The sequence below is a fragment of the Streptomyces minutiscleroticus genome, from assembly GCF_014650875.1.
GTDB classification, from domain to species: domain Bacteria; phylum Actinomycetota; class Actinomycetes; order Streptomycetales; family Streptomycetaceae; genus Streptomyces; species Streptomyces minutiscleroticus.
This window is the reverse complement of the sequence record NZ_BMVU01000108.1, coordinates 1-12,888: the sequence shown is the minus strand read 5'-3', so window position 1 is coordinate 12,888 and position 12,888 is coordinate 1. Positions and strand designations below refer to the sequence as shown.

The 12,888-nt window shown below is 64.3% G+C and carries 10 protein-coding genes and 1 pseudogene; 4 read left to right on the top strand and 7 right to left on the bottom strand.

From position 1 onward, the window contains the following. Positions 1 to 91: 91 nt before the first annotated feature. A pseudogene (locus IE271_RS44425) lies at positions 92 to 557 on the bottom strand (transposase); the annotation flags it as partial. Positions 558 to 878: 321 nt separating this feature from the next. Here IE271_RS44425 and IE271_RS38925 point away from each other — a divergent pair. Continuing rightward, positions 879 to 4,385: an AAA domain-containing protein gene (locus tag IE271_RS38925; protein ID WP_190195180.1), complete on the top strand. Its 3,507-nt coding sequence runs from the start codon at positions 879 to 881 to the stop codon at positions 4,383 to 4,385. Continuing rightward, positions 4,382 to 5,869, top strand: a complete 1,488-nt coding sequence (locus IE271_RS38920) for a phospholipase D-like domain-containing protein (RefSeq protein ID WP_190195179.1) — start codon at positions 4,382 to 4,384, stop codon at positions 5,867 to 5,869. The genes IE271_RS38925 and IE271_RS38920 overlap by 4 nt, the downstream gene beginning before the upstream one ends. Here the strand turns inward: IE271_RS38920 and IE271_RS38915 are convergent. Beyond that, a complete protein-coding gene (locus tag IE271_RS38915) occupies positions 5,836 to 7,122 on the bottom strand; it encodes an ISAs1 family transposase (protein ID WP_444546154.1) in 1,287 nt (428 codons plus the stop codon). The two genes, IE271_RS38920 and IE271_RS38915, sit on opposite strands and share 34 nt — an antisense overlap. A 274-nt stretch (positions 7,123 to 7,396) precedes the next feature. On the opposite strand from IE271_RS38915, the gene IE271_RS38910 reads away from it, so the two are divergent. After that, the gene (locus IE271_RS38910; RefSeq protein WP_190195178.1) at positions 7,397 to 7,819 is read left to right on the top strand and encodes a hypothetical protein; all 423 of its coding nucleotides are present in this window, start codon (positions 7,397 to 7,399) and stop codon (positions 7,817 to 7,819) included. Between the two features lie 427 nt (positions 7,820 to 8,246). Here IE271_RS38910 and IE271_RS38905 read toward each other — a convergent pair whose 3' ends face one another. Next, positions 8,247 to 8,642 carry a hypothetical protein gene (locus IE271_RS38905; RefSeq protein WP_190195177.1) on the bottom strand — a complete coding sequence of 132 codons (396 nt, stop codon included), beginning with the start codon at positions 8,640 to 8,642 and terminating at the stop codon, positions 8,247 to 8,249. An 86-nt stretch (positions 8,643 to 8,728) separates the two neighbouring features. Between IE271_RS38905 and IE271_RS38900 the strand changes: the two genes are divergently transcribed. Further along, complete coding sequence (locus tag IE271_RS38900) at positions 8,729 to 9,202, top strand: hypothetical protein (protein ID WP_229919915.1); 474 nt, start codon at positions 8,729 to 8,731, stop codon at positions 9,200 to 9,202. A 68-nt stretch (positions 9,203 to 9,270) separates the two neighbouring features. On the opposite strand, the gene tgmC is transcribed toward IE271_RS38900, so the two are convergent. The 4 genes from tgmC to IE271_RS43530 all read right to left on the bottom strand — a co-directional run bounded on the left by tgmC (position 9,271) and on the right by IE271_RS43530 (position 12,872). Beyond that, positions 9,271 to 10,467, bottom strand: coding sequence for an ATP-grasp peptide maturase system methyltransferase (tgmC, locus tag IE271_RS38895; protein WP_190195175.1), 1,197 nt, complete (start codon positions 10,465 to 10,467; stop codon positions 9,271 to 9,273). Beyond that, positions 10,464 to 10,691 carry a hypothetical protein gene (locus tag IE271_RS42985; protein WP_229919914.1) on the bottom strand — a complete coding sequence of 76 codons (228 nt, stop codon included), beginning with the start codon at positions 10,689 to 10,691 and terminating at the stop codon, positions 10,464 to 10,466. The genes tgmC and IE271_RS42985 overlap by 4 nt, the downstream gene beginning before the upstream one ends. A 658-nt stretch (positions 10,692 to 11,349) precedes the next feature. Continuing rightward, the gene (locus tag IE271_RS38885; RefSeq protein WP_190195174.1) at positions 11,350 to 12,246 is read right to left on the bottom strand and encodes an endonuclease/exonuclease/phosphatase family protein; all 897 of its coding nucleotides are present in this window, start codon (positions 12,244 to 12,246) and stop codon (positions 11,350 to 11,352) included. Then, positions 12,243 to 12,872, bottom strand: a complete 630-nt coding sequence (locus IE271_RS43530) for an aldo/keto reductase (protein ID WP_268256276.1) — start codon at positions 12,870 to 12,872, stop codon at positions 12,243 to 12,245. The genes IE271_RS38885 and IE271_RS43530 overlap by 4 nt, the downstream gene beginning before the upstream one ends. Between the last annotated feature and the right edge of the window lie 16 nt (positions 12,873 to 12,888).

Genomic DNA, 12,888 nt, shown 5'->3' with positions numbered 1-12,888 from the left:
GAGACTTCGAACACCTCCCTCAACGGCACGGGTGCCTCGTGCGTTGCGCCTCCACCGCCGTCACCCCATCAGTGGCCACTCTGAAACAGCTCAGTGGGTAGTGAACGCGGCCGTCGGTCCACACCGTGGTCACCGTGACGATGCCGTTGTCGGTCTTGCCCAGCCGTCCCAGCCACTGCCGGCCCACGTACGCGGTGCCCGTGCCGTCCTTGCAGTCCCCGGAATCGTCGATCACGATGACCCCGCCGTCGTGCGGAGCCGTCGCCGACTGCTCGCGCAGCAGCTCAAGGCGCCGGTCGTTGACCAGCTCCGCTTCCCAGGGCGACTCGGACAGAAAGAACTGCAGCCGCTGCACCCCCGGCCGCCCCACACCCGCCACCGGCTCCGCCCCAGCCAGACAGGTGATCGTCTTGCTTGCGCTCCCGCGGCGCCAGCAGCCCGGTCAGATGCTCACGAAACCCGCGCCGCTGGGCGAGGCTGAAGAAGAGGTCGTCGAACTGGGCCGCGTACTCCTATAACGGCCCCGGCGCGAGCGGACACGGACGGCGAGGGGTCATCTCGGCCTCCAGCAGAGCAGGCGCCTCCTACCACCGGCCTACGACCACCCCGACCTGCCGTCAACCCGTACAACCACCGATATCAACGAACTACCGGTAGTGGAGCGCGAACCCAGCCCAAGGGACGGCCCAGTGCTTGCATCTGACACGCACCGCGGCGATGAAGAGTCCTTGCCCTCAGCACGGTCATGGAAGCCACATGCCCCGAAACCGCCCGCAGGAGCACCTATCTGCTGTACAACTGTGGGACTACGCCCACACGTTGTCGATGCTTCGTGTCACCGGCCAGGGGAGCCGGGCGTCTAGCTGGAGGTACTGACATTGCCGATCGTAGCGGATCGATTTGCTCTACCTAACTCTCCCGTTAGCGAAGGGGGTCATGCGAAGCTTTACAGGGCCGTAGATCTTGAAAACGACAATGCCGCAGTGGCGGTGAAAATTTTCAACCCGTCGCAAATTTTGGACGATCGCGTTCTGCAAGCTGCTTGGACTAACGAACTGACGGCTTATCAAGCGCTCGGTGACCACGCCAACCTTGCTCGACTTATTGACTGGGGACGCTGCGACGACGGAGCCCCATATCTCGTTTTTGAGTGGCTCGACCAAGACCTTCTTGCTGCACTCGACGAGCTACAGATCGAAGGATGGGACGATTTCTGGCCAGTGGCGAAGGAAATTCTATCCGGTCTTGCGGTAATACATGCAGAGGGATTCGTACACCGAGACGTAAAGCCCGAGAATGTACTGACGTCGACGAGCGGCTACAAGATTGCAGATTTTGGCACCACTCGCCTAGCTGAAACTGTCAGCCTCGGACTCACCATGGCACCGCTGGGCACGATACCATATTCACCCCAAGAAAGAGGGACTCGCGCACCCTCCGCATCCTATGACGTCTATTCTTTCGCCGTTCTGTCGATCGTCTGCCTGACTGGACGAGTTCCAGTAGATGCGAACCAGGTGCGATCTGAATTCGCAAGCCTGGATCTCCCTTCCGAAATTGCAGATGCGCTTAACTCCTGCCTATCTGATGACCCAGAAGACCGGCCGGCCAGCGCCGGCGTCTTGAAAGCTCAACTGGAAGAGCTACAAGGACGCAGGGAGGCGCGCCGAACGCCTGAGGTGGAAATGTTTTTGGACTTTCCTGATCAGGTATTGCATGCCTTCTCCAAGCAGTACAGCGTGTCTATGTCCAAGCAGCAAATCCTGGATGACATCCGAGAGGTAGCTGCACTGGCTTTCGATGGGCGCGCCGGAGCTAAGCCGGACCTCCAACTGTGCGGGCAAACTTTCATGCTTCGACTCCAAGAGCACCGCACTCGCCCTGGCCTCATAAGGGTGGTTCGTGCGCAACGTGCGCCTGCGCAGGTGCTAGAGCTAGCCCGCGCTACATGGTACCGACCTCGGCTCAAGCTGCGCATGAGTTCGCCAACAGATCCGCATAGTGCAGCGACGGAACTGACGGCACTATTGGAACGCGTAACGGAAAAGGATGGTGAGCGCGCCCAAAAAGAGGTGGCTTCAGCCGATGCTGACGCTTTCTCTCAGTGGCGGGCTACACTCAACGCCAAGTTCGCTCTGGAGAACGCCAGAGGCGTGCGCGTCAAGTATGACCAATATCGGCGGGACGGGAGTCGTATCCGCTTTAGCGTTGAAGATGCTACCGGTATTGAGCTGGGCGAAGCTCGCCTAGTGAGGGAAGGAAACAGGAGGGTACTCTTCGGAGAAGTCGAAGGAATCGAAAATAACGATGTAATTCTCTATATCACGAACGCAAGAGGTGACACCAGCGCGCTTCCCCGCCGGGGATATCTTGAATTCGATTCCGAAGCGTCGAAGTCGAAGCTGAAGAGAGAAAGGGATGCTCTTGAGCGCATCACTAACAGGCGCTCTGTGCGACCAGATCTTAGAGACCTATTGCTTGATCCGCGTAAGAGTGCTGTACCGCATTCAGTTACTGTACAGTCGTACATACAGCAGAACTTGGATGAGGCCAAGAAAGCCGCGGTCGCAGCATCCCTTGGCGCACGAGATTTCCTTTTGGTGCAAGGCCCGCCAGGCACGGGCAAAACTACGTTCATCGCAGAGATGGTGGCCCAGCACCTACGGCGGGACCCGAATTCCCGTATCGTACTGACTTCCCAAACGCACATTGCTCTCGACAACGCCTTGATGCGCATCGCGGAGCTTGATCCATCTGTCGTTCTACTTCGCCTAGGACGTGCGGACAGGCTCGCCAAGGATGTGGAACCCCTGTCCGTCCCTACTCAGATGGATCACTGGCGACAGTCTGTAATTGAGCAAAGCCGGCTGTTCATCAAAGAGTACGCAGCCAGACTCGGCATTGACTTGGATGCGGCAGACCTAAAAAATGCTGCCACGGAATTGCGTCGCCGTCATGAGCGCGTGCAGGAGCTGGAAGCGAACTTTCGCCACGCGCAGGAAGACCGGCGGGCGCTCGTATCAGAGATCGATCGCCTGAATACATTCGCAGCCCCGCTGCTAGAAGTTTCCGCGAAGATCGAAGCAGCCGCCAAGAATGGAGTTGGCACCGACCTATCCGCCGCGGCTGAGCGTTTCATCGAGGTTGGCCTGGATCTAGCATCTAAACTCGAAACTGGGGGCCCGCTCGGCCAGCGTCTCATTGAGATGGAGGCGCTTCTCTCCGGAGTGCGTGAACAGCTCCAAGCGCAACAGACACAGCGAGACAGCATTCGAAACATGCTGATTCAAGAACTGGAGGCTGATGCTAACCTCGCGACTGACGATCTAGTTGAAACAGCGCTCAGGCGCTCAGCCGTGGACGATCCGCGCCTGGCAAAGCTTCAAAGCATTGCTTCGGAGTGGGAAGAAAGATTTGGTCGTGGGAAGGACTTTACAGCGGTCCTAATAGCGCGCGCCCAGGTCGTGGCTGCCACGTGCGTTGGGCTCACCGGTGTGCCGGGGGCAGATACGTCCCCATTTGATCTTTGTATCATCGATGAAGCGTCAAAGGCTACAGCAACTGAGGCCTTGGTTCCACTTGCGAATAGTCGTAAGTGGGTCCTTGTTGGCGATGACAAGCAGCTTCCGCCCTTCGTGGAGAAGGCTCTGGAGAATCCTGCTCTCCTTGATCGGTATAAGCTCACCCGTGACGAGATGCGTGAGACATTGTTCTCCACACTGTCAGAGCGGTTGCCTGAGCCGTGCTGTTTCTCGCTGACTCATCAGCATCGGATGCACCCTTCAATTGGGAAATTGGTAAGTCACTGTTTTTATGGAGACACTCTTACGTCTGAGCCCCGGCAAATCTCTCCCGTAATTGAGCGGGCGCTTGGTGCTACAGCTGTCTGGCTCGATACCAGCAGCAGGAAAGACAGGCGGGAGAGTCGAACCGGCAAGAGCATAAAGAACAAGGGGGAAGCACGGGCGATCGTGCAGCTGCTGGACAGACTTCAATGGGTTTCTCAACAGCAATCCTCAGAGCCTTTAAACGTGGCTGTCTTGACGGGATACGAGGCTCAGAGGCGAGAAATAGTCGAAACTCTGGCTCCTGGCGAGTTCTCACGAGATTTACTCAAGGTCCGAGTCGCTACCGTAGACTCATACCAGGGCCAAGAAGCTGACGTTGCTATCTTCAGCGTCACCAGATCGAACGATAAGGGTGAACTTGGCTTCTTGCGCAGCGAGGAACGCGTGAATGTTGCTGTTTCCCGAGCTCGGGATTGTCTGGTTATAGTGGGCGACGCACAATTTATTGATGTCGTTCCTCACAACGATAACCCCCTTCGGAGGGTTCTGACATACCTGCGCCGATCTGCTGACTGCATGGAAATGGATGCATCATGACCGAAAATTCGGCCGAAGATGTCGTGCGACGCTTGTCCAAGCGTCCGGGTTACAGGTTGGCGACCTACAGGGAAGTGGGCCTTCCTTTTTGGGAGGTTCCTATACGCTGTCGTCTCTTGCGCAAGAAATCGGTCGGTGTCCTCGATGAATTCATCCTGAAGTGCATCCAGGCCGACCTCCGAAATAGCACTGACGTGGCGAATTTCCTCGGCATACCAGAACAAGTAGTGCATGCCACGATGGGCAATCTTGTCAATACGGGCAGCCTTGCTGCGGTTGCCACCAACACGTCGAGCATTCACTATGCGGTGACGGAGCACGGGCAGAGGGTGATATCCGATCTGGCGGAAATCACTCCGGAGGAGCGAACGTTGCGACTGGCCTACGATGGCCTAGCGCGTACATATACGGTCGTAGAAAAAGCCATGCGCTGGCGACCAAGGGATCTTCGCCAGAATGACATTCTCGAAATACCAGCGTTTCCAGTTGACCCTCCCTCAGTCGGCCCGACGGACACTAGCGACGTCGGCTCCGTCCTTCGTAATGTAACCGAAACTGCAGAGCATGAACTTCTGACAGTTATGGGGCTTGATGGCAAGCGAGAAAAGTTTTTCGTTCGCGCCATTTCCTTGGTTTTTCAGTCGGTCGATCGCCCCGAGGAGATTCATGTCAGCTTCGCGATCGACGGCAGAGTAAGTGAGCAGCACGACCTCGCTTTCGCCAAGGCAGAAGGGCTCAGGAAGGTAGGGATCATTGGGCAGATCACGGATGGTGACTCTCCAGAGTCCTTGCTAAACGATGAGCTTCTTAAGCAGAGAACGGACGAATCCGAAGTCGCTGTTATTAGGCGCACGACTGAACGATATAGAGCTCAACTGTCTGCCCTTGAGGAAAGGGCGGCTTTGGCCTCACATGAGTTGAGAGAAGACCTCGTAGACGAGGCTGCAGAGACAGCTAGGCGCCTAGATGAGGCCGAAACTGCTCTGGGAAAGATTCCTGTCCGCGTTCTAGAGGTTCATGAGCACGCGCCGCTCCTGGTCAGGGCTATGCTCTCATCGAGCAAGAGGCTTCTCATTATCTCGCCATGGATCCGAGCTGCAATCGTCGACAAGACGTTCCTGGACAACCTCCGCAAATTGTTGCTTTCAGGCGTAGAAGTCGTGATCGGTTACGGCATTGGCGATGACAAAACTGCACGTGAGCGGGATCGCCAGGCGGAGCATCAACTGAAGAGACTGGCTGCCGAATTCGATAACTTCGTGTTCACCCGCCTGGGGGATACTCACGCGAAGATTCTGATATCGGACAACTCTTATGCGATCGTAACGAGTTTCAACTGGCTTTCCTTCCGAGGAGACCCTAACAGGCCTTTTCGTGATGAACGTGGCACCATGATCACGATCAGATCCGAAATCGATCGTCTGTATGACGATTACCTAGCTCGCGTTACTCAGGTTGAATTGGCGATCTCCGGGCGGTCGTGACGAGTGATGACTCCTGCGGTACTCAGGGCTTGGTCAAGTTTCCTGAGCGTCTTGTTGGTGGTGCCCAGGAGTGGGAGGGCTCGTGCGGGCTGGTCGCGGATTGCTCGAGTGGTTTTGGCGATGTTGACGGCTCCGAGGGTTTTGAGCAGGCCGATGGCGAGGTTGCGGAAGGTGGCCATGGCGCGGGGTGCGGTGCCGGTGTGGAGGGTGGGGGCGTCCTCGGCGTAGGTCACGTCTCTCACGTGGTGCAGGGCCTCGACGGCCCAGTGGCCGCGGACGGCGGCGGCGAGTTCGGCCGGGGTGGCCTGGTGGGCGTCGAGGCTGGTGACGGCATGGACGGTCTCGCGGCTTTCGCGCCCACCGGTCTGTCTGCGGCGTCGGTGGACGCAGAGGGCGAGGTGGCCGTGGGGGAAGGCGATCTTGCCGAGGTCGTCGGCGATGGAGCAGGTCTTGATCGAGCGGGACTCCCGGCGGCCGTGTCCGGTAGAGGAAGCGGTGTGCTGGACGGCGATGTCCGGCCGGGGCGGGGCGGCGAGCTGCCGGTAGGCGGTCGGCTGATTCCGCTTGATCATGGCGATGTAGTGGGCGTTCTTCGTCTCGACGAGCCAGGTGACGTGTCCCTGGACCGAGTGCAGGGCGTCGAAGGTGACCAGGGATCCGTCCAGGTCCAGCGGTTCGAGCAGGGGCCGGAAGTGCGCGGTCTCGTTCGTCTTGGTTCCCACCTCGGCCTGGGCGAGGGTCAGCGCCCGATGGTGGGTGACGGCGGAGAGCAGGTGTCTGCGGCAGGCGGACAGGCGGGCCGCTCCTCTCCGCAATGTGCCGTCGACGGCGATCACCTGCCGTTTCCCCGAGGCCGTTCCCGCGGTGTTCCGGGCGGTGAGGTAGGCGCCGACCGCCTGGTCCAGGGCGTCACCGTCGACGGTTGCGAGCACGCGGCCGATCGTGGCCCGCGAGGGGGCACGGCGCCACCTGAGCGGATGCCGGCGAACTCCGACGGCCGTCAGCACGGTGTCCGAGGCCCGTGCCGCCCACTCGGCGATCTCATCCACGCTCCTCGTTCCGGACACGGCCGCGCAGGCACAGACGAGGAGGATCGCGGTCAGCGAGTACCAGCGGCCCCGCCTTGCCCGCGGCTCGGGCACTCGGTCCAGAAAGGGCCGCAGGTCAGCGACTTGACCGGCATCCAGCGGTCCCAGCTTCACCAGCACCGGCGGGATGAGAGAAGCTACAGCGGCAGGCACGGGCCACCTCATGATCGTTGAGCTTCGACACCCCAATGATCATGAAGCCCGTGCCTGCGCCGCTATGCCCCCAAGCGGTCACGGCCCGACCAACCGCCCGCCCCCGAAACTCGCCCAAGCCCTGCCCATAGGCGGCCTCGAGTTGTTCCCCTCGTCCGTGTGGTTTGGCGATCCGCTGGTTGTCCACGGCCTGCGGCCGTCGTTGGGGCGGAGTGGGGCCCTCGCGGGAGGTCGTAGCCGCCACACCGGCGGTGTGCGGCGAAGCCGAGCAGGAGGAACGACAGCGATGACGCAGCCGGCCATCACCGATCTCGACACCGCCCTGGACGACGACCGGGCCGACGTCGTGCTCTTTGCCGCCTGGGACGTGTTCGACGTCGTGGGACGGCTGGCGGACGCCCTTGCCCTCGACGAGGGCAGCGATGAGATGCAGGCCGTGCTCGCCGGCATCAAGTGCGCGGAGGGGCGCCGCCTGCTGGCGCCCCCCGAGGACGGTCTGCCTCTGAAGAGCCCGACTCCGCTCCCCGGCCGGGCCGGGCTCGAGCCGTACGGGGCGCTGCTGCGCCACGTCGACGTGGCGCTTCGCCGGCTGGCCTGCGTACCCGAGTGCGCGGACGACGCGGAGCAGCTCGGCGTCGCGGCCAGCCATGCGGGAGCCGCCGCGGATCTCCTCCTGAGCGTCCGGCAGGACGGTGGCGGGGTCTCATGACCGTCACGCTCGGGGAGCTCTATGACGTCGTTCACCACCGCCTTGAACGCGTCACGTCCGCGAGTCTCCCCGGCGACGATCCCTTCGCGCAGGCCCTCGCGCTCAGACAGCTCGACACGCTGGCCGGGCACGTGCACCTCCTGCTCAGCCGGCCGGGAATCCGTGTCGACGCCGCCGCCGACACCTCCCGCCACCTTTGCAACGCCCGGCGAGCGCTCGGCGGCGCCGCCCGCTGGCTGCCGGTTCCCCCGGACGGCGGTCCCCTCGGCTCCGCGGTGGAGGCCGGCGGGACGGTCATCGACCTGATCCGCGGTCACCGCGACGGCACCGGCGCTCCGGTCACCCCGTACGCGCTCGCCTTCACCACACGCTCCGCCCGGGCGTACCACCTGCGCCACGCCTCCGGGTCCTGCACTCCGCGAGTCAGTCACTCGACAACTGGAACGCCTCGGTCCGGCTCCAGACCGCTCACGTCTGCCTGCAGTACGCCTCCGTCCAGGCGCGGCACGCCGGCGCCGGCGCGGACCCGGCGCTCGCGGCTTTCCCGCAGGCCCTGCCGCTCACCCCGGTCCCCGCCCTGCCCACCGATCCGCTCGCCCAGGCCGCCGACCGGATCCGGGACGACTGCGAGCAGCTCTCCTGTGCCGCCTACGAGACTCTCCACGGCCGTTCTGCCCGGCCTCTCAGTGGATCCGGCCTGCAGCTGGTCGTCCGGTGGCGGTCCCTGGGCGCCATGCTCGCCGGGCGGCTCCTGGTGCAGGCCGCCACCGAGCCGCCGGACGAGGGCTTCGCACAGCTGGTCGGGTTCGGTTACGGGTGTCACGGTGGTCTCCATTCGAGGGAGGCTAGGGCCCGCGGAAGCGGACGTGCGGTAGACGCGTCAGCGCCTTCTCCAGTGGAGAAAGCGACGTGACAGCCCAGCCACGCGGTGGCGGCCTGCACGTCGGCAGGCACGCCCGCACGGTTGAACGCGAAGATCGCGTGATGGACGATGACACTTCGGATTCCGCGTCTCAGCCGGCCGTCGACAGCCAGCCGGCGCAGACGGCGACCGGCGTCCTCGAACGCGGCGACGCGCTCGACCCAGTCCTCTTTCGAGCCTGGACGCAGGGCGCGTCCGCATTCATCAGCCGCCGCATTGCGGACACGCCCCCTCCAGCGCGGGTCCCTTGGGGCGACCCGTGGGTCCGTGTGTTGGAGGGCAAGGAGTGGGATGCCGTTTGTGAGGACGTCCTGGCCGGGCTGGGCTTGGACGCCATGCCCGTCGAGGAGCACCTGGCCGCTCTGGTGAGCGCGCAGCAGCGCATGGCGGCGGCCCGGGCTGGAGCCGAGGTCCTGGCCGCCGAGTGCGGCGAGCCGAAGCCCGCACCCCGCCAGGGCTGAACGACCGGATGCCCGGGCGGAGGTCCGTCACATCCCTCTGTCCGGGCGCCCGGAGACTGGCGGGCCCGTCAGGGCTTCGGTAGCGGCAGGTCGGGCAGGCGCGGGGGGCGCAGGTGCTGCCCGCCGTCGTAGACGTGCAGGGTGAACGTCTCCGGCCCGGGCGGGCCTGCCTCGTCGTACGCGGACAGCACGCGCTCGATTCGCTCCCACAGCCGGACGGGGCCGCCCTCGCGCACCTCCCACCGGCCTTCGACGGGGGTGAGGGTGGCGGCGGAGCCGGTGACGACGTCGACCAGGTGCACCGTCTCGCCCACGGTCGTCATCTGCGTGTGCGGTGCGGCGCACTGGGCGAGGAACCGCAGGTGGAACGCCTCATCGGTCCCGGCGGTGATCCGTTCCGGGCTGTGCCGGGCCGCCCGGCCCTGCTCCGGGAGGTCCGCGGCCCAATGGGCGGGGTTGCCGAACGCCGGCGCCGCGTGGGTGCGGGCGGACATGAACGACACCGTGCCGCCCAGCAGGTGCCCCTCGGCGGTGCCGTCGCCGTTCACGGTGAGCAGGACGCGGGCGTATCCGTACAGCCACCCCGAGAGGGTGAGGAGGATCTTCCCGCCCGGCCGGACCTGGGCGAGCAGGGCCGCAGGGACGGCGCGGAAGGAGCAGGCGGCCACGATCTGGTCGAATTGCGCCTCGGGCCAGTAGCCGTACAGGCCGTCCGCCACCGCCAGAGTCGGCGTGTACCCGCAGGCGTACAGCGCGCTCGCCGCCTGCTCCAACCGGTGCGGGTCCACCTCGATGCTGGTGATGCCGGAGGAGCCGAGCCGTTCGCAGGCCAGGGCGGTGGAGTAGCCGGTGCCGGTGCCGATCTCCAGCACCGTGTGCCCCTCTTGCACGTCCGCGTCGGCCCACATCCGTACGACGAGCGAGGGCAGCGTGGACGACGAGGTCGGCGCCCCGCCGTGCCGCACGGCGGGCTGTTTCCAGTCGGGTTCGTCGCCGTCGAACTGGGTGATCAGCGTGGTGTCGGAGTACGCGGCGGCCAGCCAGCGGCCATAGTCGGCTTCGGCGCTGACCGGCTCCCACACCGTCAGCCCCTGCCCGTCGAGCCCGTCGGCGGGCAGGTAGAAGCCCGGCACGAACCGGTGCCGGGGCACCTTCTCCACGGTCGCCCGCCAGCCGGGATCGGTGAGAATGCCGTCCTCGGCGAGGGCCTTGGCCATCGCCTCGCGCAGCCGGTCGGCGTCGGTCTCCAGGTCGGCGGGCATCATCGCGCTCCGCCTCCTTCCATGTTCGTACTCAGGATGTCGGCGAACGCCGTCGTGATGTCGATGGCGTCGGGCAGCCAGCCCCACTGGCCGTTCGGATTGCACTCGATGAATATCCAGTCCTGCGCGGCGTCGCCGTCGCCGGTGAGGGCGAAGTCGAAGCAGCCGAAGACCAGTTTGGGCGCGGCGAGGTAGCTGTGCAGCGCGGCCTCGACTGCGCCCGGCACGACGATCGGGGCGTGCAGCAGGGCGTCCCAGTCGCCGCGGCGCCAGTCCAGCGCACCATCGGCGCGGCGATTTGCTGGGCGAACACCTTCTGCCCGACCACGGTGACCCGCACGTCACCGGTCTTCGGGATCTCCGCCTGAAACAGGTGCGCGCTCACCGCAAGCGTGCCGTCGAAGGACTCGGGGTCCACTCGCTGGGCACAGATCGCGCCGGCGTGCCCGTCCTCGCCCGTGGGCAGGCCGCGGAACGTCTTGTAGATGACGGGGCCGTGCTCGGCGGCGAACTTGTGGGCCGCCTGCTGGAGCTGGGCGGGCTTGAAGTCCGTGGTCGTCACCGCCGACGGGTGGTTGACGTATCGAGTAACGGCTGTCAAACGAAAAGGCGCCTTATCCCAAGGGCCACGGCGCGGTGGGGGCCCCATTTGTGAACGGGGGCTGTCCGGGAACAGAGGTGGTCCGTGCCGACTGCGTCTTTCCCGCCACGGATCACCTCCCTGATCAGCACACACTCGCCTGGTATTCCGTCGGAGGTGCAGCCCATCACCCCGACTGGGAGTGATGGAGGGCAGGTGCCAGCGGTCAACGACGCTGCGTGCGGCGGCGTGTTCAGCGATGAGCCGGGTCGGTCGAGCTGTCGGTGCTTGATTGCTGAGCGCGGTCAGGGTGGAGGCATCTTGATCACGGCCTCCGGATCGGGTGCGGCAGACCCGGACTCAGCTTCGGTGTCGGGGTTGGTCAGGCGGAGCTGTACGGTCATGGCGGCGTGGTCCGAGAGGTCATTTTTACGGGGTTCGTGGTGGTAGTCGCAGGTGATGATGTGGGCGGCATGGGTGTGTGTGAGGTGAATGTGGTCGAAGCGGAAGCCGTTGCCGCTGCGGCCGTACCAGGAGTGGGCTGCCTCGTCGGGGTGCAGGTGCCGGAAGGCGTCGGTGAGGCCGGTGGCCTGGAAGGAGTCATAGAAGGCGTACTCCCATGCGCCGAAGACCTTGTGCGGTGGCTGGTGGCCGCGTTCGATGACGTTGAGGTCACCGGCGATGATCATAGGCATCTGAGGGAAGACGGAGTCCAGTTTCAGCAGTGCTTCGGTGACCGCGTCCTGGAAGGCGCGTTTGGCGACGTTGCGTGCTTCTTTCGGACCGCGGGAGGGCACGTACAGGCCCAGGATGCCGACATCATGGCCGCCGATGGTGATGCGGGCAGCCGGGGCACGGTGGGGCATGACGGTCACCGGGCTCTCCACCGGGTGGGCATCGGTTGTGCGGCAGGCGATGACCGTGCGGTAGTCGCGCTCCTGGGGCTGCGGGGCGATCACGGTGGCATATCCGCGCTCGTGCAGTGCGGTGACCAGGGCATCACCGCCGTGGGTGGGGGAGACCTCGGTCAGGACGGCGATGTCGGCGCTGGCCTGGCCGGCGATCCACGCGGCCTGGCGGCGTGATCGTTGCGGCGAGGCGTGCTGGGCGTTGAACAGCAGCAGCCGTACGGCGTCGCGGGCCGGCCGGTGGGCGGGCGCGTCGGCGGCGAGCAGTGACAGCTGCTCGGCGGGGGAGGTCATCGTCCGCCATCCTTCTCGTCGAGGAACACCTCGCTGTGCGCGTCCAGCCGCTGCTGGAGCCGGCTCAGGATGTCACGTACGAAGCCGAGCTCGTCGGCGGTCAGCGGGATGCCCGCACTGGTCAGGTTTTCGGTGATCTGTTCGGGCCGGGTGAAGCAGACGAGGACGGCGTCGTTGTCGGCCTGCTGCAGGCAGTACTGCAGGGCGAGCCGGGTCAGCGCGGCCGTGGTGTCGCCGAAGCGTTGCCGCAGCGGGTGCAGCCCGTCCTGGATGATCTTCAGTGCGCCGGGGGTGAACCAGGCCTTGCGCAATCGGTGGTCGCCGGAGGCGAAAACGGGTGGGTGGCCCGGGTCGTACTTGCCGGTGAGCAGCCCCTGAGCGAGGGGTTTGTTGATCAGCACGCTGGCGTCAAGGGAGGCGGCCAGGGCGAAGACGTCCGGGCGGCCTGCCGCCGCAGGCGGCGTCAGCGTGGCGGCGCGTTTTCTGCCGACGATTCTCTTGCCGACGTCTGAGGTTCCCCTTCTACCGTGGAGACCGTGAAAACCCGGGGTGCCTCTGTGTCTTGTCAAGCCGCCTGACTCAGACGGGACTTGGCTTTTCGTTCGTCGGCGATCATGACGCGCCACACGTGGTCGGCCAGAC